At 49.5% G+C, this 20,632-nt stretch carries 17 protein-coding genes; 9 read left to right on the plus strand and 8 right to left on the minus strand.

The annotated features are described in order from the left end of the window. Positions 1-5: 5 nt before the first annotated feature. The 3 genes from DFQ01_RS09165 to DFQ01_RS09180 all read left to right on the plus strand — a co-directional run bounded on the left by DFQ01_RS09165 (position 6) and on the right by DFQ01_RS09180 (position 1,788). A complete protein-coding gene (locus tag DFQ01_RS09165) occupies positions 6-356 on the plus strand; it encodes a PadR family transcriptional regulator (RefSeq protein ID WP_110043596.1) in 351 nt (116 codons plus the stop codon). Beyond that, positions 343-588 carry a permease prefix domain 1-containing protein gene (locus tag DFQ01_RS09170; protein WP_110043597.1) on the plus strand — a complete coding sequence of 82 codons (246 nt, stop codon included), beginning with the start codon at positions 343-345 and terminating at the stop codon, positions 586-588. Before DFQ01_RS09165 ends, DFQ01_RS09170 begins: the two co-directional genes overlap by 14 nt. A gap of 642 nt (positions 589-1,230) precedes the next feature. Beyond that, entirely contained in the window at positions 1,231-1,788 is a 558-nt protein-coding gene (locus tag DFQ01_RS09180; RefSeq protein WP_110043599.1) for a DUF1697 domain-containing protein, read from the plus strand. A gap of 105 nt (positions 1,789-1,893) precedes the next feature. On the opposite strand, the gene DFQ01_RS09185 is transcribed toward DFQ01_RS09180, so the two are convergent. From DFQ01_RS09185 to DFQ01_RS09195, 3 genes are all read right to left on the minus strand, one after another. Next, a complete protein-coding gene (locus DFQ01_RS09185; protein WP_110043600.1) occupies positions 1,894-2,307 on the minus strand; it encodes a hypothetical protein in 414 nt (137 codons plus the stop codon). Beyond that, positions 2,276-2,986 carry a DUF3990 domain-containing protein gene (locus DFQ01_RS09190; protein WP_110043601.1) on the minus strand — a complete coding sequence of 237 codons (711 nt, stop codon included), beginning with the start codon at positions 2,984-2,986 and terminating at the stop codon, positions 2,276-2,278. The genes DFQ01_RS09185 and DFQ01_RS09190 overlap by 32 nt, the downstream gene beginning before the upstream one ends. Positions 2,987-3,398: 412 nt before the next feature. Then, positions 3,399-5,984 carry a family 16 glycosylhydrolase gene (locus tag DFQ01_RS09195; RefSeq protein ID WP_245946592.1) on the minus strand — a complete coding sequence of 862 codons (2,586 nt, stop codon included), beginning with the start codon at positions 5,982-5,984 and terminating at the stop codon, positions 3,399-3,401. Positions 5,985-6,317: 333 nt separating this feature from the next. Between DFQ01_RS09195 and DFQ01_RS09200 the strand changes: the two genes are divergently transcribed. Next, entirely contained in the window at positions 6,318-7,826 is a 1,509-nt protein-coding gene (locus DFQ01_RS09200; protein ID WP_110043603.1) for a KAP family P-loop NTPase fold protein, read from the plus strand. A 125-nt stretch (positions 7,827-7,951) separates the two neighbouring features. On the opposite strand, the gene DFQ01_RS09205 is transcribed toward DFQ01_RS09200, so the two are convergent. Then, positions 7,952-8,701: a glycoside hydrolase family 16 protein gene (locus DFQ01_RS09205; RefSeq protein WP_174812916.1), complete on the minus strand. Its 750-nt coding sequence runs from the start codon at positions 8,699-8,701 to the stop codon at positions 7,952-7,954. A 158-nt stretch (positions 8,702-8,859) separates the two neighbouring features. Here DFQ01_RS09205 and DFQ01_RS09210 point away from each other — a divergent pair, with 158 nt between their 5' ends. The 5 genes from DFQ01_RS09210 (at position 8,860) to DFQ01_RS09230 (ending at position 15,946) form a co-directional block, all read left to right on the plus strand. Then, positions 8,860-9,771, plus strand: coding sequence for an ABC transporter permease (locus tag DFQ01_RS09210; RefSeq protein WP_110043605.1), 912 nt, complete (start codon positions 8,860-8,862; stop codon positions 9,769-9,771). Between the two features lie 15 nt (positions 9,772-9,786). Beyond that, complete coding sequence (locus DFQ01_RS09215) at positions 9,787-10,674, plus strand: carbohydrate ABC transporter permease (protein WP_425452375.1); 888 nt, start codon at positions 9,787-9,789, stop codon at positions 10,672-10,674. An 89-nt stretch (positions 10,675-10,763) separates the two neighbouring features. Beyond that, complete coding sequence (locus tag DFQ01_RS09220; protein WP_174812917.1) at positions 10,764-12,452, plus strand: extracellular solute-binding protein; 1,689 nt, start codon at positions 10,764-10,766, stop codon at positions 12,450-12,452. A 114-nt stretch (positions 12,453-12,566) separates the two neighbouring features. Further along, the gene (locus DFQ01_RS09225) at positions 12,567-14,402 is read left to right on the plus strand and encodes a sensor histidine kinase (protein ID WP_110043607.1); all 1,836 of its coding nucleotides are present in this window, start codon (positions 12,567-12,569) and stop codon (positions 14,400-14,402) included. 2 nt (positions 14,403-14,404) lie between these two features. Beyond that, complete coding sequence (locus tag DFQ01_RS09230) at positions 14,405-15,946, plus strand: response regulator transcription factor (protein WP_110043608.1); 1,542 nt, start codon at positions 14,405-14,407, stop codon at positions 15,944-15,946. A gap of 89 nt (positions 15,947-16,035) precedes the next feature. On the opposite strand, the gene nagA is transcribed toward DFQ01_RS09230, so the two are convergent. The 4 genes from nagA to DFQ01_RS09250 form a co-directional block, all read right to left on the minus strand. Beyond that, complete coding sequence (gene nagA, locus DFQ01_RS09235) at positions 16,036-17,229, minus strand: N-acetylglucosamine-6-phosphate deacetylase (RefSeq protein ID WP_110043609.1); 1,194 nt, start codon at positions 17,227-17,229, stop codon at positions 16,036-16,038. After that, positions 17,226-17,954, minus strand: coding sequence for a glucosamine-6-phosphate deaminase (gene nagB, locus DFQ01_RS09240; RefSeq protein WP_110043610.1), 729 nt, complete (start codon positions 17,952-17,954; stop codon positions 17,226-17,228). The genes nagA and nagB overlap by 4 nt, the downstream gene beginning before the upstream one ends. Then, positions 17,951-18,832, minus strand: coding sequence for a MurR/RpiR family transcriptional regulator (locus DFQ01_RS09245; protein WP_110043824.1), 882 nt, complete (start codon positions 18,830-18,832; stop codon positions 17,951-17,953). The genes nagB and DFQ01_RS09245 overlap by 4 nt, the downstream gene beginning before the upstream one ends. A 253-nt stretch (positions 18,833-19,085) precedes the next feature. Beyond that, entirely contained in the window at positions 19,086-20,603 is a 1,518-nt protein-coding gene (locus DFQ01_RS09250; protein WP_110043611.1) for a sulfatase family protein, read from the minus strand. Positions 20,604-20,632 lie beyond the last annotated feature (29 nt).

Genomic DNA, 20,632 nt, shown 5'->3' on the forward strand with positions numbered 1-20,632 from the left:
TTATATTGGAAATTAATAAGGAAATGCTGAAAGGTTACATAGAAAACATCATATTGAGCCAGATTCTGCATGAGGATCAATACGGCTATGAAATCTCCAAACGAATTCGAGACATTAGTGAACATACATTCGAAATAAAAGAGGGTACGCTGTACGTCGTTTTAAAAAGGCTCGAAGGAAGCCGAATGATAACCTCTTATTGGAACGAGGACGAGGCAAGCGGGGGCGGAAGGCGTAAGTATTACAAAATTACGGAGGAAGGCAAGAACTACTTAGTAGAGGGAAAGAAGCAGTGGGACTTTTTTAAAAATATAATCGACACTTTCTATAGGGGGGTTGAAAATGAAGCGAATTGAGGACTACATTGCGTCGCTCAGCAGACATGTCTCGCTTGAACGCAAGGAGAAGAAAGAGCTAGAGGACGAAATTAGAAGTCATTTAACTGATTCTGTCTGGGCCTTAAGGCAGGAAGGCTATTCTGACGAAGAGAGTATGACGATTGCTTTGAAGCGGTTCGGAGAAGAAGAGATCATTAATGCAGAGCTGCGGAAGATGTATTTCAGAATGGATTCAAGAGGTGGATATTAATCGCTGCATGCATGTTCCTTGTCCTCTCTCTTGCATTCGTTATGTATAACCGATTCCTTGAGAATCGTAATTCCTCGGACTTTGATAACATGCTGCATGACTATCATGGCCGAGTAGAAGGTAAGATCACGAATGGTGTCATACCGACGGCGGAGATTCAGTCCTTTTATAAGGAGCATAAGAGGATATTACGGTTTGTCTATGTGCCTAAGACGAAGGATTTAACGAATGAATACGTGTACCCCGAGGATACGGAGGCATCAGGGTTGGACATGCAGCCTTACATTTCGTTTCCGGGTCTCATGGATCTAACCGGTGCTCAACGAGAGGTTAGAATTGCATTGAACAGAGAGGCATTATTCTCACCGTTGCCCCGCGTTTCTTTGGCAGCCGCAATGGTTAGTTTGTCAGTCTATTGGATCTTGTACGCATTGTGGAGCATCCTGAATGCTCATCGGATGGGTAGATTGAATGTACTGTGGGTCGTCCTGTTCTTTTCACTGAACATCGTAGCTTATCTTCTTTTCATCCTAATTGATAAAATAAGAATGGTTCGGCTAAAGGAAGTAATTTGAAACGTATTGAGAGATAGCCGATATCATATTTCCAATTAAAATGCGGTCGTACACTGGAGGACTGACGATGGTATTCGTAGCTTTACTTAGAGGCATTAACGTAGGCGGCAATAATAAAGTCGATATGAAGAAGCTGAAGCGTACGTTCGAAGGGATCGGCTTAACGGATGTCGTGACCTACATCAATACGGGTAATATCATATTCAGGGATGACACGCACTCCGCTCACGAGCTGAGTGAGAAGCTGGAGGAAGCGATAGCCGCAGACTTCGGCCTGAAGATTAAAGTCATGGTCCGTACATTAGACGAAATCAAAGTGATTATGGACAAGCTGCCTGAGCATTGGACGAATGGTACGGATATGAAGAGTGACGTACTGTACCTATGGGAAGAGATTAATGACGAATCTGTCCTCGAGAAACTGATCATTAAGCCTGAGGTCGATCGCGTTATTTATGTTCACGGGGCCATTCTATGGTCGTACGACCGTGACAATGCAGGCAAGAGTGGCATGAACAAAATTATCGGTACGAAGGTCTACCAGCAGACGACGGTACGGAACGTCAATACGGCACGCAAGATATACGAGCTCATGCTGGTCGCTGAACAAAAGGAACTTAGCTAGGGAAATATAAAAGCAAACCTGTGATCGGCACGCGTCGATAAACAAAACAAAAACTCTCCTTACATAGCTTATATAGGGGAGTTTTTGTTTTGTTGTGTATATTAACTATCCTTTTATTTGTTGAGGCTTTTGTTTAATCACATTTCCATTAACAGCGTCGAACTTTCTATCAATCCCTGCATATCTATTACTTCTACCAACACGTTTTACTAAGCCGTAACTTCGGAGTGTCTTAGAAATTTGAGGTGATGTGTAATTTATATTTCCTTCAACAAACTTGATCCCAAGTGTTTTGCTGATAGAATCTTTAACCTCAGCAAGTGGTTTATTTTGACGGTGGATCCCACTAAGTATTCGTGCATACCTTTGTGGTTCTACTTCTCGCTGGTGAATTCTTGTTACTACAGGGTAGTAGTCACTCATCAAACGATGTGCATCTTCCGCAGGAACATTGTAATTGTTGATCAACTCATTTTCAACAGCTTTATCATACCGACGGAACATCTCTTCTTTTGACATGACACTCCCACCCTTCCCAGTAATCTCTTGCGTCACTAACGGTAATATTGGTATCAAATTGATAGTAGCCGACGGGAACTAACATTGAATTTATGTCTTCATCGAAGAAGGCAATCTGATCGCCTAATTCAAGTCCTGATAAAAACTTAGATCCGTCTTTAGTCCATACAATTGCATTTGCGAACCATTCCTGATCATGCACGTTGTCTACATTTCGTCCGTCCTCGCGAAATGCATGTATTACTACCCCTGTATTGTTGTCGGCCATCGAACCACAAACGATTTGAGGGTGTCTTTCACACATACACTCTCCTACTGAACTATCAAACCTATGCCTCAGGATAAAGTTTGACCATGCTCGTGACTCGCCCCTAAAATCAAGTACTTCAATGACCTGTGGGACTAATTTTTCTGGTGCCAACTGATAAACAACGACGCAAGGGGCAATATTAGAACCGTCTTCCTCAGCAGCGAGTAATTCGTCTTCATAAAAGCTTTTCGCCCATCTTGAAGCTTGGTAAAAATCGATCGTTGTATAAAGTCCAGAGCCAAAATCTTTGTTCTTCCCTGCAAATTTCAAATTAATGGGCTTTTCAATAAGCCCGTTGCAATACTTCATGATCGTCCCGTGAAAGACGTAATCCGGCGTATTGAATCTTACAGTAAGAGGGTTGCTCATTTCCCTCTCACCTCAATTTTATCACGTACCGAATATCCCAGCAATCGAGTGAAGTCTATAATATAAGTATTTCCCACTTGTTCATCCCCTACTCGGAACAGATGTCTTATTTCCAATTATTATCATTATAACTCCTCTCTGTGAGGAAGAGTATCCTTGGCTAGGATACGTGCTTGAGATGACGAGCTAACAATGATGCGGAAATAAAAAAACGCTCGGCAGCTTGTGGCTGCAGAGCGCCATTATTAATCTGTACCACTTGTAGAAAAACTTAAAGTGTCTAGAAATGTACGGTTAACGTCATCATCTTCAGCCAACTTCCAATTTACACAAATATCAAGCCCCTGTCATGATAGGGACCTCTTGCATTGTACGTTCGAACGGCTCAGGGGAACCGGAATACTTATGTCCCCTACGTCACGCCATGAACATAAGTGAACCATTGCGTATCCAGCGCGCCTTGCCCTGGATTATAGGTGAAGAAGTACTCGACGGTATCGCCGGCCTGCAAGTTGTTTAGCGGATACGTATAGTTGCCATCGCCAGTCGATGACATGGCGACGTTCAATTGTGCACCGTTATTGACCTTATAGTGCAAATCGGCGAAAGTGGCTCCATTCACGTAGAACACCAGGTTGTTGCCGGTCTTCTTCAATCCACGTACCGCATCACTGATCGTGACCGTAGTTGGCTGTTGTGTCACCACAGTAATGGTGGTGGCAGCGGAATAATTGCCGTCAGCCGTCGTTGCCGTTACGGTCGTTGTTCCTGGCGAGAGTCCTGTGACGAGACCACTCGCACTCACAGAAGCGACGCTGCTATTGGCGACGGACCAGCTCACTTGCTGGTTCGTTGCATTCGAAGGCGCGACAGTGGCACTTAACTGCACGCTGCTGCCTTGTTCAACTTGTGCGCTCGTCGGCTGAACCGTTACGCCCGTAACGGGCACACTCGTGCTCCCGCCACCGCCGCTGCCTTCTTGATACACGCGAACGTAGTCGACCTGCATCGTAGCTGGGATGTCCGATGGATCTGGTGACAGACCGCCGTCGAAGTGTCCGCCGACCGCCAAGTTCATAATGAGGTAGAAAGGCTGGTCGAACGGTGCGTTCGGATTGTTCGGCGCTGCAACGGAATACCATTGCTCACGGCTGACTTTGAGGAAGAACTTGCCGTCCACATACCATTTCACATTATCTTCTTCCCAGACCACGGAATACACGTGGAAGTCGTTAGCGAAGGTTTGATCCTGCGGGAAGTGATATTCCCCAGAGATGTAGCGGTTAACCGGCCATTGGCCGCCAAAATGGACAGCGCCGCTGGTTGTACCCGGCAGACGGCCTTTTGCTTCCATAATGTCGATCTCACCGGAAGCAGCCCATGCGCCATATACGGAATCTTCCGGCAGCATCCAGAGTGCCGGCCATAAGCCGTTGCCCGTCGGCAGCTTCGCACGAATATCGACACGGCCGTATGTGATGGACATGTGGCCCTTCGTGTTGATTTTGCCAGAGGAGTATTGGGCATAGCGGGTTGGATCCTGCGGGAACGACTTCGGATCGTCGATTGCTTTCAGGTTGAGCTTGCCGTCCTGCACGAATACGTTCTGCGTGCTGGTGGTATAGTACTCCAGTTCGTTGTTGCCCCAGCCCCAGCTGTTCGGATCATCGGAGATATAGTAGCCTGTCTCGTAGTTCCACTTGTTCGTGTCCAGCGCCGTTCCGTTGAACTCATCCTGCCAATTCAGGCTGTAGCCATCTAGGGTAGGGTCGGTAGGTGTACCAATCGTAATGTCTCCTTGATCGGTAACGTCCGGCCGAGGTGCATCCGGGTTGCCGATGAAGGTGTAGGTGACAAAGTTGCTGCCGACACTTCCGCCCGTTTGCCCATTTAACGGATAGCCGATGCGAATTTGCATGTCGACTTGGATTGGCTGGAACCAGAGTCCGTAAATATAGTCAGCCCAGTAGCCCCACTGATTGGCATCGGACATGTTATTGTAGCCGTTGCCTGCATACGTGAAGCTGCTTAAGCTGGAATCGCTTAGTTCCACCCATTGTCCGCCGACGTTAATCTGATACACGAATTTACCGAGCTCGGTTCCAATCGCCGGTGTGCCATCGATCTTAGGCAGTGGAATGCCAATGGAACCGTTCGTATCTGCTGTAAAAGTTGTCGTGCCATCGTAGGAAGTGAGCGTATACGAGTTACGTACCGGTTGGTTGAACGTAATCGTATAGATGACGTTGGCCAAGGAGGTCTTGGATTCCAGCTTAACGTTAATCGACTCCGTCACTGTGAACCAATAACCGCCGCTGCCTTCGGTGAACTGACCGAAGTTGCTGTCGTAGATCCAGCCGCTGGCTGCATTATTGTCGATGTCGATCCATGTGCTGGAGGAGACCGGCTTGACGTACACTTTCAGATCGTCAGCGACAGCTGCATAAGGGATCGCGGAATCATTGTTGAAGGTAGGATAATTGATGCCTGCACCGCCGGTATATCCGGCTGTAATTTGCGTTCCCGCCGTTGGGGTCATAGAGGTGATGGTTGTTGTGTTAATGTTCTGGAACGCGAGCGTGTAGTCGAGCGTGACGCCGTTCGCTTTGGAATAGAGCTGGATTTCTGTCGTAGCGGACAGGGTGAACCAGTAGCCGTTCAAGCCGCCGTCGCTCCAATGCCCCCAGTTCTGGTTGTAGATAAAACCGCCGACGCTGTCGATATCGATCCAGCTGCCGCCCGATTTTACTTTCACGCCCACGTCATCGACGACGTCTGCCCAAGTCGCGGCACCTCCGTTAAACACGGGCATAACGAAGCCGTAGCTTGCTTGTCCGACCCCTGATTTCGAGATGACTGGACCATCATTGGCTGAATAGTACGCCATTGAGGTGACGGTCGTGCCGGCTGCCTCGGCAACCTGAATGCCTGCATTCGGCAGTAAACCGGTGCTTAGGAATAACGTTAGGGAAAGCAGCAACCCCCATATTTTCTTCATAATCATCCTCCGATCATCGTTATGAGATATTCGTAAGCGCTTACAAGATGGGCCCGCAATTTATTGTATCGGAAGCCTCCGCGGGCCGAAAAGGCACTATATTTTTGGTTATACCCCAATTTTTTGTCTCATGCTCTGATAACAAGGCCCTATTTATTGATAGAAGTCAATTTGCAGTACGGGAATTCATTTAAAAATTATGGAATAGCGGGAAGAAGGATAGCCGATTGTAGTTATAGAATTTGCTATGTGCGGAACGTTTGTTTACTTCACCTATTTCTGGTTTATCGATGCAAAAAAGGATCCTGATAAAACGAAACAGAGGCGATTAAGTTGAATGTATTCTATAACAATAAACCTTATAATATGGCTGAAAATAATGACTTGTTTGGAACCGTATTTAAAGCAGAAACAATAAGAAGTATTCTAGACAATAGTACTGAGTACTTTGAAGAAAATAACATGATAGCGTTATATGGTAATTGGGGTAGTGGAAAAACATCAGTAATGAAATATATTGAGAGTAAGACCACAAGATATAAAACAGTTTTTTTTGAAGCCTGGAAATACGAGCATGACTCTAACTTAGCTCTATCTTTATTTGAACAGATCGTTGCAATAATTGAAGATGAAAATGAAATGTCCTCTCCAATTATTGAGAGTATTAAAGTCTTGGGAAGATCCATCTTTAATTTCGGAAAGAAATTATTACACAATTCGGAAATATCACTGTATGGTATAACTGTAGCCACTGGTCTTACAGAAAATGATATTGTGTCTATAGGGAATAGATCTTTTTATGCTGAAGTTATAGAATTTAATAAGAAATTTAAAATGTTAATTGAGGATTACTATCAACATACTTCCAGGAAAATATTAATTTTTGTTGATGATTTAGATCGCTGCGAATCTGAAAACATACTGAATTTATTATCTTCAATAAAACATTTTTTTACTGATTCAAATAAAATTGTGTATTTTTGCGGTATCGACAAGGATGCAGTAAATAAAGCTATAAATATAAAGTATAATAATATAATTAAATCTGAGGAATACTTAGAAAAAATATTTGACTTAACATTTAATATGCCAGAGATTATATCTGTTGATGAATTTATTAATGATTTTTTTAGGAAACTGAACATTCAGAATAATTCAGAGAGATACTCTAGGGAATTGTTGCAAGACTTTTTTCGTAGAATGAATTTTACTAATCCGAGAAAAGTGAAAAAAGTTTTAAACAAATACATATATCTAAATGATTTGTTTAAGTCCGGTTTAGGTGTTGAAAGACATTTTCCTGAATCATTTGAAAATCATAGCCCAATGCAAATGGTCATGATAATGTTTGTTATTATTTTATACGAATTTAATAGAAAACTGTTTGATGGTATCTACGATATAGAATCAAAATTTGCTCAGATAATAAACAATCACAAAGCTGAGCAAGTATATACTGAACAGAGCAGAAGCGAGTCTTTAAGTTCATTTATAAATAGATATAGAGCAAGTTATAAATATTTGAATATTAATTTTGGGATGTCGGACTCAGTCATAATAGAAAAGAGAAGAAATGATATTGTAATGCTTATTATGAGTATACTTCCGACTGATATTAATAACATAAGTGTCCCTGCGTTGGGTAGTAACAATTCAAATGAAGTAAATACAAATATCACTAATTACATTTCTCAATTTAGAATGACAGAAAATAAAATTCTATATTTATTTGCTCTACAGTTTTTTGATTTGGTTTCAGATATAAATAAGAAAAAGTATACGGACCATAGTGGGAATATTGGTTTTTATTCATTATTTCAAATGGCAAATTTATATTTCTAACAGTATGATATAAAGCGTCCCCAATAAGAATCCTTTTAAAAAAGGTTAAGAAAAAATAATAAGAAGTTAAACAATGCAGAGCCTTTGATACGTGAGAGGTTCTGCATTGTTTATTTATGAATCAGTTACTGATACAGCCAAATGCCCGTGATCGTCATGACCGCTGGCAGTGCATGCTCATCAATCGGTACGTCATCGAACCAGCCGCCAACGGCAAGGTTGAGGATGAGGAAAAACCTCTGGTCGAAGGGGGTTACGCCCGGCTGCAGGCGCCGCTCGGCGAAGCAATGCCCGTCCACTGTCCATCGCATGCTGTTCTCGTCCCACTCCAGCCCATAATCATGAAATGCATCAATGCTCCCGCCTTGCTCGAATGCGTAGTGAAACTCATCGGTTATTTTGTTGGGTCCCATGTCGGTGCCATGATGCAGTGTACCGTAGACTCGATCCGGCAGACGGCCCTTCGCCTCCATAATGTCAATCTCGCCGGAAGCGGGCCAGCTCCCATAAACAGAGTCCTGCGGCATCATCCAGATGCCCGGCCATATGCCGGCTCCAGTCGGCAGCTTCGCACGTACGATCAGCTTGCCATAACAGAATGACATATGGTTCTTCGTATCGATCTTAGCAGACGTATAGACGAAACGGCGATCGCCCGACTCAACAATCTCACGATGTGCGCATAGGTGAAGGCCCTGATCATCGATATAGAGATTGTTGGCGCTGTCCGTATAGAATTGCTGCTCGTTGTTGCCCCAGCCAGTTGTAATGAAATTACCGTTATCATCGACCAAGTCGTTGCCTTGACGAATATTCCACTGCTTCAAATCCGCGCCGCTGCTCAAGAAATTCTGATGCCAAATCAGCTTGTTCATTCCGTTATTCCTCCTATTGATGAATGACCTCAGCCTCAGCATACCGTTTATCCGGCCCCAATCAATCAAACCCAAAATATTGAGATAGCATCAAAAATCATGCCATTTTTTTGTGTACGCGTTTTCATTACGATGAAAGCGAAAGGAGAGAGGGCAACATGCTGCAAGGTCGTATCCGAACGTTTGTCAGGCAGTGGCAGCTGCAAAGCATGGTCATACCCGGTATCATCTGGATGTTCATCTTCTGCTACATCCCGATGTTCTGGCTCATTATCGCATTTATGGATTACAGCATCGCCAAGCCGATGCTCAGTTCGCCTTTTGTAGGCTTTAAGCATTTTGAGGATTTCCTAACGGACGACCGCTTCTGGCGCTCGATTCGCAACACACTGGGGATGAGCAGCATCAAGCTTGTGCTGGGCTTCGCCATCCCGATCGTATTCTCCCTGCTGCTGAATGAGATTCGAAGCGTTCGGATGAAGCGTACGGTGCAGACGATCTCCTACCTGCCGCACTTCATCGCTTGGACGATATTCGGCGGCATTATGCTGAACTGGCTCGGCGAAGGTGGTGTCATCAATCAGCTGGCGATAGGGCTTGGTCTACAGGATCGCGAAGTGTTGTTCAACAGCGAGCCCAAGTACTTCTGGTGGATTACGTTCTTTTCCGATGTGCTGAAGGAAACCGGCTGGAGCGCCATTATCTACATCGCGGCGATCGCAGGCATCGATCCGGCATTGTACGAGGCGGCGGAGCTGGACGGTGCGAACCGCTGGCAGCGCATGTGGCATATTACGATCCAATCGATTCGCCCTACGATCGCAATCCTGTTCATTCTGGCTGTTGCAGGCATTCTCGGCAGCAACTTCGACCAGATCTTCATGCTGAAGAACAACATGAACCTGAAGATGGCGGAAAGCTTGGACCTCTATATTTACAACATGGGTCTCGTATCGGGCCGATACTCCTTCTCGACAGCCGTCCTGTTCGCGCGTTCGATCGTGGCACTGTGGCTGCTGTTAATGGCCAATTACGCGTCCAAGAAACTAAGCGGGGATGGCATTTTCTGATGAGGCGAGGGCTGAATGATGGTTAACCGTACAAAATTACGCCGTATCGGTGGTTTCGAAATCACCAATGGACTGCTGATGCTGGCTGTATGCTTCATGACGCTGTATCCGATGTGGTTCGTGCTGGTCAATTCGTTCAATGCCGCGGAGTATGCGGTGCTGGGAACCGTCAATTGGCTTCCGAAGGCGTTCTCTCTCGACAGCTACCGCGTCGTGTTCAATAACGAGAACATGATGCATGGCTTCCTGATCACCGCGCTGCGGACGATAATCGGAACGGTTGTGCACGTGCTGTTCACCGCCATTGTGGCGTACGGCCTAAGTAAGACGAACCTGATTGGTCGAAAATTTTATATGAAATACGCATTGATTACGATGCTGTTCTCGGGCGGACTTATTCCGACGTTCCTGCTGATGACGAAGCTGGGGCTCTACAATAACTTCCTGGTGTTCATCATTCCCGCTATGTACTCCTTCTTCGATATGGTCATCTTTATCAGTTTCTTCCGTACCATTCCTGACAGTCTAGAGGAGTCAGCGAAGGTAGACGGCGCTTCGGATTATGGGGTGTTGTTCCGAATCGTGCTGCCGAACAGCATGGCGGTTATCGCGACGATTGCGCTCTTCTCGGCGGTCTACCATTGGAATGATTACTACCAAGGCGTTATCTACATCCGCTCGCAGGAGCTGCTGCCATTGCAGACGATGCTGTACAAAATCATCGCAGAGAACTCCATGTCGTTCATGCAGCAGCAGGCGATGGCGCAGTTCGGCGCGAGGCTGCCCGGCAACTCCATCAAGTTCGCGTCCATGATGGTCGCGACGGTACCGATTCTGCTGTTCTACCCGTTCATCCAGCGCTATCTCGTGAAGGGCGTTATGATCGGCGCAATTAAAGGTTGAGCATCATAGGCCTCTTGAAGCATGATGAAGGGAGGCGTGTGATTTCAATAGATCATCATATAAGGGGTAAAGAAAGGATGAACATGCCAATGAAACGCATCAAGATGATCAAGCCTTTCATGGCGCTCACGCTGTCGATGATTCTGACGCTGAGCATGGCCGCGTGCAGCGGCTCGGACAGTAACGAGAACGAGAATAAGTCCGAGTCGTCAACGGACACCGGCACCACGAAGACAGACGATGCAACTGCGACGGCGCCTGCAACGCCAAGCGCCGAAGAAGCAGCGTGGAAGCTTGATACGAGTCCGATTGAACTGAGCTGGTTCGTAGGCGCTTCCTGGTACGCCCACCAATGGGGCGACAGCTTGAACTCCAAATACATTACGGAGAAAACAGGCGTGAACGTGAAGCTCGAAGTGCCTTCCGGCGATGCGAACGAGCAATTAACGCTTATGATGACGTCCGGTCAGCTGCCAGATCTGATCAGCATGGGCTCGTGGGAAACGGCTGTGAAGAAGCTTTGGGAAGGCGATCAGGTTTATGCGTTGAATGAGCTGGCGGATAAATACGATCCATACTTCTACAAGGTAGCGGGCGACGGCACGCTGAAGTGGTACAAACAACCAAACGGCAACACTTATGGCATTCCTAACGATTCCTACAGTCCTAATCTGATGCATGAAACAGGCATGACGGCCGCTAACCAAACCTTTTTGGTCCGCAAGGATCTGTATGAAGAGATGGGTAAGCCGGATCTGTCGACGCCGGAAGGATTCCTCGGTGCGCTGCAGACGCTGAAGGACAAGTACTCCACGTACAAGGGCCAACCGATGAGCCCGTTCTTCGCGCAGGGCAATGTCCCTTATGGCATGACGGAGTACTTGCAGAATCTGCTGGCGATTCCATATGAGAAAGACGGCAAAGTGTATGACCGCATGACGGACCCTGATTATATCAAATGGCTGAAGACGTTCCGCTCCGCTTATGAGAAGGGGCTTCTGAACGCCGACTTCCTGGTGGATTCGGATCAACAGGTGGAGGAGAAAACGAACAACGCACGTTACTTCATGATGATTCGCGAATGGACGGGTATGGCTGCGGTTAACCCGATGCTGGCAGCGAGCGCGAACCCTGATTCTTACTACATCGCCGTAGATGGACCGCAGAACAGCAACGGCGATTCGGCAAAACTGTTCCCTGGCAACATGGACGGCTGGATGGTTACGATGATCAGCAAGTCGACGAAGAACCCTGAGCGTGCGATCCGATTCCTCACCTATCTGGCGAGTGAAGAAGGCCAACGTGACCTGTTCCTCGGTAAAGAAGGCGAAACGTGGGACAATGTTGGCGGCAAGCCGGAGCTGAAGACGGACCTAGTGAACCTGGTCAACACGGATATCGAGAAGTTGGAGAAGGAATACGGCGTACTGGATACGTATTGGATGATGCGCAATCCGGTTATCGTGAACCAGTGGAGACCGGAGAAGTCGCCTGTTATTAAACAAATGGAAGACTTCGCGAACGCGCAAGCGGATATCGACAGCGGCATCTACAAGGGCCTGGACCCGCTTGGTGATTCGGAGGTTGCCGTTAACTGGGCGAAGATCAGCCAGAACTGGCAGGAGGTCATGCCGGAGCTGATTATGGCCAAGGATGATGCAGCGTTCGATAAAATATTCGACAGCTTCCTGTCCCGCCGCGATAAATACGGCTTCGTGCAAGTAATGGAATATCGTCAAACGGAGCTTGATGCGCGCAAAGCCAAAATGGCGGAGTAAGGATTGTTTCGTTCGCAATGAACCGGTCACCAAATAGGTGGCCGGTATGATCTGTTCCAGGCCTACCCATGAAGTGATATCGTCTGCTATATTACAGAAATAGGGGGGCCAACGATGAGGCGTGCACTGCGGCAGATGAAGAGAATTTATCGCAATTCCAGCATTACGCATAAATTGTTTCTGGCCTTCAGCCTGCTGATCGCCGTCCCTGCCATTCTGATTGCCTTCCTGTTCATCCACATTCAGGAGGAACAGCTGTACAAGGAAGCGATGGCCTCCGGCAGCAGCCACGTCATGCATCTGAACGAGCAGCTGCGCAGCAGAATGAGCATTATTGAAAACGTTTCCTCGATTGCGCTCGCGCAGAAATCGTTCGTCGACTACATCCACTCCGACATGCGTTCGGACGGGCTTGGCTTGGTGAAGTTCCGGCAGAACCAATTCGAACAGATGCGCCACATTATTCAAAGCAATAAGATGATCAGCCAGCTCAGCTTCTACGTCGATAACCCGAATGTCCAAGAGATTTGGCCCGAGATCTACAGCTATGACCGATTCTGGCCGCAGGAATATTGGCTGAGCCTGCGCAACGAAGGCGGAGCAGCCTACCGTTTGTTCGCTCTCAAGGATGGCGAGCACACATTGGCTTATTATCGATTGGTGCGGCTTCAAAGCCAATTGCAGAAATATCCAAGCATTATGGAGGTTCGAAGCTCGCACAGCGAGTTTTTCGGCGATTTGTTGGATGATACGAACAGCACATTCTTCTCGGTTGTCATGGACGCGAACGACCCTGCTCGTACGATCTATAACGATAAGCATGCATTTGTACATAATGAAGGTGATCATTTAGGGGACATCTTCACCAGCATTCACAAGCAGCTCGATATGCTCCAACAGACAGACCCCATTCAGGCCAAAGTGGGTGGCTTCACCTACTACGCACAATACCACTACATCGCGCCACTGAACGCCTATGTGGTCGATATCGCCTCCCGAGAGGCGCTGCTGAAGGGGCCGCGCAGCTGGTACGTGCTCGTCATCGCAATTGCACTGATCGGACTGCTGCTTATGCTGGTGCTTGTATCGCAGATGAACCGTCGCATTTTCCGCAGGCTGGACAGCGTATTGTTGTCGATGCGCAAGGTTCGCGGCGGCCAATTGGATGCGAAAATCGAAACGGGCCTTGGTCCGAATGAAACCGGCGATGAGATTGATGAGGTAGCCGTCAGCTATAACGGCATGCTGGAGGAGATCCAGCGGCTCATGACGCAGGTGGTCGATAAGCAGCTCGTTGCGAAGAACGCGCAGCTGCACTCGCTGCATTCGCAGATTAATTCGCATTTCTTATATAACGCCCTAGAATCGATTCGCATGCTGGCAGAGGTTGAACGGCGGCCAGCCATTGCCGATGCGGTCGTCACATTAGGCTCGCTCATGCGCTACAGCATGAAGTGGCGCAGCGACACGGTCGCTTTCGGCGAGGAGCTTGCCAATATTCAGAGCTATGTCCAATTCATTAACTTCATGGAGAGCGGCGGCATTGAATTAACAGCGGATTATCCGCCAGAGGTGCTGCAATATGCCATCCCTAAGATGTGCATGCAGCCGATCGTCGAGAATGCCGTTCGCCATGCAGCCCCTTCAGGTGGTGGTGTGCACATTCGAATCCATGTCAGTGTGGATAATGACAGTCTTCTGATCAACATCCGCGATAACGGCGTGGGCGTCGAGCCGTATATGCTGGAGAACCTTCAGGCTGTGCTGCGCGGGGAATCGGATGCACCGATTACAGGGAGCAACAACGGACTCGGCTTGGAAAATGTACATAAACGGCTGCAGCTTCATTACGGCACTGGCAGCGGACTATGGATGGAGAGCGAGCAAGGCGTCTACACATGCGTGACGATACGACTGCCTTGGGAAAATGACAATCTGGGAGGCTGGTAGCCATGTTCAACGTTCTAATCGTCGATGACCAGAGGAACATACGTGAGGGCCTTCAGGCGATGCTGAGCCAATTTCCGCTGCCGCTTGGTGAACTCTTCTGCGCCGCTAACGGTGTCGAGGCTCTTCGGCTGCTGCAGGAGAGCCTCATTCATCTCGTTATAACCGATATTCGAATGCCGGATATGGACGGATTAGAGCTGATGGCGGGCGCCAAAGCAGCGCACATCCATGTGGATTTCCTCATTATAAGCGGTTATGGCGAGTTCGCTTACGCACAGAAGGCAATTGAGCTTGGTGCGAAGGGCTATATGCTGAAGCCCGTGAAGCGGGAGGAGCTGCAAACCGCGGTAGACCACGTGCTGCAAGAGATCCGAACGAAGCAGGAACTCTCTCGTGATTGGAATCATATGTCGATGCAGGTGAAGGAGACAGAGCGCAAAGAGCTGTGCATGTTCATGCAAGGGGCAGCCTACGATGATGCTTGGGTCGTTCAGAACGAACAGCACAATCCGGAGCTGTGGCGTAATTACCGACTATGCCTGCTGCGGGAGGAAAGGTGGATCAACCAGCCGGGTGCGAGCAACGCGCATAGTATAGAGGCCATTGCTTACAGCGTGTACGGGACGCAAGGATGCTTGTGTCTACAGCAAGGAACGCAGCTCATTCTCGCGGTTGATGCGTCCATCGATGCGGATGCGCTGCCCGCTGCCCTCAAATCCGCCCAGATCGATGCGATCACGGTCATGACTCACCCGCATAAGAGCTTACGAGCGCTGCCGGACAGCTATGCGCAGCTCATGGATGTGAATCGCCACAGCTACCTGTTCCCTGAGAAGCGCTGCATGCTGCCAGCTTATATGGAGGGACTTGCGCAGCAATGGCAGATCCCGCATGACGAGCTGCAGGAGCTGTTCCAGCATATCGGCAATCCTAGCAGCTGTAAGATAGCCGAAGGTATCTCATCACTCTTCCACAAAAATGTGCTGCGGCGCTACAACGTCCGCTACACCCAGCAGTTATGCCGTGCTACGGTTGAGCTGATCGAAGAGTACGAACGCGTTATCCGGCCCTATCTAGGGGAGGAAGCGCTAGACATTGATTGCCTGCGCAATTTATTCGACTACCCCGGCATTCGCGAGTATATTCAAGCGCTCCAGCAGCAGCTTCTTCGGTTGAACCAGCTCTATTACGATTTCAAGTGCAGCTACCGCAATACGCGGGATTTGAACGAAGCGATCCGATTCATTCACGAGAACTATCATAAGCCGCTCGATCTCGCTATGGTATCCAATCATGTGTCGTTGAATTACGCGTATTTCTCCAACCTGTTCAAGAAGAACATCGGCAAAGGCTTCACGGAATACTTGCGGGACGTTCGCTTGGACAAAGCGCGGCGGCTGCTTGCGGAGACGGAGCATAAAATCATCGACGTAACCGATATGGTCGGCTATGAAAGCTACAAGAGCTTCACGCGTGCATTCCGCGATGTAATGGGCATGCAGCCAAATGAATATCGGCAGCAGATGCGGCGGAAGGTGGAGTAAGAGGTTGTGGGAAAAATAAAACACCGCCAGGAAGCGCGAGGGAGTATGACCAAGGCTTTACGGCGGCGTTTTTAGTTGTCCTAGTAAGATTAGTACTCCAGTTCCAATTCCTGTCCGCCAATCCATACACGCTCGATCTCCAGCTGATCGCTCAACAGCAGGATGTCGGCCTGTTTACCGACTTCAATCGAGCCTGTCACGTTGTCGATGCCGAGCTGACGGGCCGGGTTGCCGCTTGCCATGCGGCTTGCGTCCGCGATCGGCACGCCGATCTCGCGAACCATATGGCGCAGGGCGCCGATCATCGTGAGCGTGCTGCCGGCGAGATTGCCCGAATTGGTCAGCCTCGCGACACCGCATGTCATCGTAACCGGAAGCTCGCCTAGGTGGTAATCGCCATCGGGCATGCCCGCGGCAGCCATCGCATCGGTGACAAGAATGACCCGCTCAGGTCCCTTGGCGCGGCGCAGCAGCTCGATGCCTGCGGCATGCACATGATGGCCGTCGGCGATGACCTCGGCGATGATGCGGTCGTCGGTCAGGACAGCGCCGACCGTACCTGGCTCGCGATGGTGATAAGGACGCATCGCGTTGAAGGTATGGACCGCGTGGCGCAGCCCGCGATCCGCTGCCGCGATGATCTGGTCGTACGTTGCATCTGTATGCCCGCACGAAGGGACGATGCCATGGCTGTCCAAGCGCTCGATATAATCGAGCGCGCCATCCACTTCCGGCGCAAGCGTCTGGATGCGGATGACGCCGGGATAACGGCTGACCCATTCCTCCAGCCAATCGGGCTGCGGAGGCAATATGTAGTCAGGGTTCTGCGCGCCCTTCCATTGGTCACTCACGAATGGGCCTTCGAAGTGAACGCCAAGCACTTGCGCATAAGGCATGGGAGTGGACATGAATTGGCTTACCCGATCCAGTACGCTAGTTAGCTCGTCGCGGGACGCTGTCAGCGAAGTAGCGAGAATACCGGTCGTTCCATGGCTGGCATGAAACTTGGTAATCGCGCGCAGCCCTTCCTCGTCCGCATCCATGAAGTCATGACCTGCGCCTCCGTGAACATGGACGTCAATGAAACCGGGCAGTACCCAGCCTCCAGCACCGTCGATAATCTCGCCTTCTCCGCTAGAGGCCGCAATCGGTCCGTGTCCCAATGCCTCGATGCGATCGTCCGCCAGCCTGATCCAACCTTCATCCAAGACGCCTTGTGGCGTAACAAGCTTGACGTTCTTCAGGACGAGCGGGCTCATCGATGTTGATGTTGAGCTGCTCATGCCAGCTTCTCCGCTGCCGCTCTGTCCAGCAGTACGACCAGGTGCGGATGCGTCTGCAGCAGGGATGCTGGGCAATCGGTCGTAATCGGTCCTTGCAGCGCACGCTGTACGATATCGGCTTTGTCCGCGCCTTTCACGACAAGCAGAATCATCTTTGCTTTCAGAATCGTGCCGACACCCATCGTAATGGCCTGAGTCGGGACTTCTTCAATCGAATCGAAGAACCGAGCGTTCGCTTGCCGAGTTTCCTCTGCCAGGTCGACGATATGCGTCCCCCGCGTGAGTGCGTGGGCGGGTTCATTAAAGCCGATGTGTCCATTGTGCCCGAGTCCTAACAGCTGAAGATCGATTTGTCCGGAATCCTCGATCATCTCGTCATAACGCGCGCACTCTGCTTTTGGATCAGGAACATTGCCATTCGGAACATGTGCTTGAGACGGTTGGATATCGATATGGTCGAACAAATGCTGGCGCATATAGGAATGATAGCTTTCGGGATGGCTGGCCGGCAGGCCGATATACTCATCAAGATTAAACGTTGTAACGTTCTTGAAGCTGAACATGCCGCGCTTGAAATCGCTGACGACATGCTTGTAGAGACCGACGGGCGTTCCGCCTGTCGCGAGGCCTAGCACCGCACGCTTATTCGTCTGCACGACACCTGTAATGATGCCCGCGCCTGCTTCATTTAATTTGTCATCCGAGTCGAAAGTTAGGATGTTCATGTATTTGTCCGCTCCTTTTTACCTGTGTAGTGTTTAACGGTCTGGAATGATCGCTCCAGTCGTGGAACATAATCGTCGAAATGCTCGCTGACGAGGCCGGTGAACAATATATCAATGACGTGAAGCTGCGCCATCCGCGACGCCATGTCGCCTCGGCGCATCCCGGCTTCGGAGGAGGAGGTAAACAGCCGGATGTTCGCGTGATCGGTAAGACCGCCAGCGCCGAAGCGGGTAAGCGAGATCGTCGTCGCGCCTTGATCGGCCGCGCATCGCAGCGCATGGATCGTCTCCGGCGTTTCCCCGGAGTAGGAGATGCCGATCGCAACGTCTTTCGCGGTCAACGATGAAGCCGAAGTAAGCTGCATGTGCGAATCCGTGAATACCGCCGCCGCTTTACCGATTCGGATCAGTTTGTGGAAAAAATCTTGCGCTACAAGACCCGAGGTTGCCGCTCCATATAGATCGATTCGTGAAGCCGAGTGCAGCGCTTCAATCGCCTTGCGGAGCTCTCCGATATCGAGAATATGCGTCGTGTCGGTTACCGACCGAAGGTTATTAATTGTAATTGCCGATACGATATCAGGAAGCGGATTGCCCGCCACGATATCCTGATATTGCGTCGTGTCCGGAGGCTGTGCGAGCTCGCCGGCCAGCTGCATCTTGAACTCTGCAAAGTTCTGAAAACGCAGTGTTCGGCAGAAGCGGGACACCGTTGCCGTACTGCTGCCAGCTTCTTTGGCAAGCTCGGTAATCGTCAATCGAGCCGCTTCCTGCGGTCTGGCAAGGAGGAAGGCAGCGAGCTCCCGTTCCTTCGGGTTAAAGCTGTCCATATTGTCGCGAATCGTGTTTAGTAGGCTCACTTTTGCGATTCCTTTCATGAAAAGAAAATAAATTTCATGATATATTAATATTTTAAGAAAAATATTTTCATGGCTCTTATCTATAAGATACGGCATGCCGCAGAGATCTGCAACTGCTAATCATTATCCCCTTGGAAGACAAAAGTTCCCGTTGAAGCAAGCGCTCGTGTTGAACGAGATGCCGATCATGCACGAGATTCTATAAGCAAAAGAATGAAAGGGCTGCTCCCAAATGTCTATGTCATAGACGATTTGGGAACAACCCCTTATTTTATGCATGATGAATACGCGGCATGGGCATCGCTTCCTTGCCAAGCTCGGCCCAAGCGTACTTGAGCAGCAGCTCGGACTTCAGCCCGGCATGCTGTGGATCATCCCACAGATTGTGCCATTCATTCGGGTCATTAACTAAATCGAACAGCTCTCCATACGTCTGGCGGTAGTAGATCGTCAGCTTGTAACGTTCGTCGACGTACGTCTTCTGATGAATGGTCGTCGGCTCATGTCGGAACTCGCAGAGCGCGTGATCGCGCGCTTGCTCGTTCTGTCCCAGCCATACGTTCTTCTGATCCACGCCTGTCATTGCGTTCGGAATCGCAATGCCGCACATGGACAACAACGTTGGCGCTAAGTCGATGAGCGACTGAATCGCGGTGCTGCGTGCGTCAGCCGGTACATGTCCGGGATAGCGGACGATCATGGGTACCTTGATCAGATCCTCGTAGTGGAACCCGCCTTTGTACTGCAAGCCATGCTGGCCGTAGAAATGACCGTGGTCTGTCGTGAACACGACGATTGTGTTATCCCGCAGCCCGAGCTCATCAAGCTTGTCGAGAATGCGGCCAATATATTTGTCCATCAGACTGATCATGCCATAATACGTCGCCACGAGCTGTTTGCGTTCGTCCTCCGGCAGCAAGTGTGAGCGGTAGCCGTGAATTTCCCTTCCGGTCTCCTTGAGGTAGCGGAAATCTGGATTGTCGAGCTGGGTCATGCCGAAGTGAGGCGGGTTGCGATCATGCTCCCCTGGAACAATGGAAGGAATCGTTAGTTTCTCCGGATCGTACATCGTATCCCACGGCTCGGGCACTAGATAGTCGGGATGCGGATCGAAGAAGCTGGACCATAAGAAGAACGGCTGCTCCGATTCCTTGAACGATTCCAGCAGCGCGTTGGAACGCTCCGCAATCCACGTGTTGTAATGGTACTGCTCGGGTATCGGCCATTTATGAGCAATCGACGGATCCATGGTTCCGGTTGGCGCGAGGAAGTAGTCACGCCAATTGTCGCACCCGTTCTGTTCCAACCAGAGTGCATAGTGCTGGCCCACGTGAGCTTCGTTCGTATGATTGCGGGCGAGCTCGACATGGTTGAAGCCGTAGAACTGCTCGTTGAATGTTGACCAGAAGTCTAGATCCTGCAGGATCGGATAAGATTCGATCGAAGGGTATTCCTCCGTTCCTTTGAGCGGTTGAAAATGCGCTTTGCCGATTAAGGCGGTCTCGTACCCGCTGGCGATCAGGTCTTCACCGACTGTATGACGGTCTTCGAGCAGCTTCGTGCCGAGCGTCCAAGCGCCATGCTGACTCGGGTATGTTCCTGTAATGATCGAAGCGCGTGTCGGCGTGCATGTTGGATTCGGGCAATAAGCGCGGGAGAACATCGTGCCTTCCTTCGCGAGCCGATCCAAGTTCGGCGTATGAAGCTCCGGATTAATCGCGCCGATCGTGTTCCAATGCTGCTGATCGCTCGTGATGAGCAATATATTCGGTTTGTGCGATGAGGCCATCCCACGATCCCTCCTTTAGTCCGTAAGCT

The organism is Paenibacillus cellulosilyticus, from assembly GCF_003182255.1.
Classification (GTDB): domain Bacteria; phylum Bacillota; class Bacilli; order Paenibacillales; family Paenibacillaceae; genus Paenibacillus_T; species Paenibacillus_T cellulosilyticus.

Bases quoted from the DNA above. Each gene is read 5' to 3' on its own strand.
- DFQ01_RS09170 (WP_110043597.1), top strand. From the start codon at position 343: ATGAAGCGAATTGAGGACTACATTGCGTCGCTCAGCAGACATGTCTCG.
- DFQ01_RS09180 (WP_110043599.1), top strand. From the start codon at position 1,231: ATGGTATTCGTAGCTTTACTTAGAGGCATTAACGTAGGCGGCAATAAT.
- DFQ01_RS09185 (WP_110043600.1), bottom strand. From the start codon at position 2,307: ATGTCAAAAGAAGAGATGTTCCGTCGGTATGATAAAGCTGTTGAAAAT.
- DFQ01_RS09190 (WP_110043601.1), bottom strand. From the start codon at position 2,986: ATGAGCAACCCTCTTACTGTAAGATTCAATACGCCGGATTACGTCTTT.
- DFQ01_RS09195 (WP_245946592.1), bottom strand. From the start codon at position 5,984: ATGAAGAAAATATGGGGGTTGCTGCTTTCCCTAACGTTATTCCTAAGC.
- DFQ01_RS09205 (WP_174812916.1), bottom strand. From the start codon at position 8,701: ATGAACAAGCTGATTTGGCATCAGAATTTCTTGAGCAGCGGCGCGGAT.
- DFQ01_RS09210 (WP_110043605.1), top strand. From the start codon at position 8,860: ATGCTGCAAGGTCGTATCCGAACGTTTGTCAGGCAGTGGCAGCTGCAA.
- DFQ01_RS09215 (WP_425452375.1), top strand. From the start codon at position 9,787: ATGATGGTTAACCGTACAAAATTACGCCGTATCGGTGGTTTCGAAATC.
- DFQ01_RS09220 (WP_174812917.1), top strand. From the start codon at position 10,764: ATGAAACGCATCAAGATGATCAAGCCTTTCATGGCGCTCACGCTGTCG.
- DFQ01_RS09225 (WP_110043607.1), top strand. From the start codon at position 12,567: ATGAGGCGTGCACTGCGGCAGATGAAGAGAATTTATCGCAATTCCAGC.
- DFQ01_RS09230 (WP_110043608.1), top strand. From the start codon at position 14,405: ATGTTCAACGTTCTAATCGTCGATGACCAGAGGAACATACGTGAGGGC.
- nagA (WP_110043609.1), bottom strand. From the start codon at position 17,229: ATGAGCAGCTCAACATCAACATCGATGAGCCCGCTCGTCCTGAAGAAC.
- nagB (WP_110043610.1), bottom strand. From the start codon at position 17,954: ATGAACATCCTAACTTTCGACTCGGATGACAAATTAAATGAAGCAGGC.
- DFQ01_RS09245 (WP_110043824.1), bottom strand. From the start codon at position 18,832: ATGAAAGGAATCGCAAAAGTGAGCCTACTAAACACGATTCGCGACAAT.
- DFQ01_RS09250 (WP_110043611.1), bottom strand. From the start codon at position 20,603: ATGGCCTCATCGCACAAACCGAATATATTGCTCATCACGAGCGATCAG.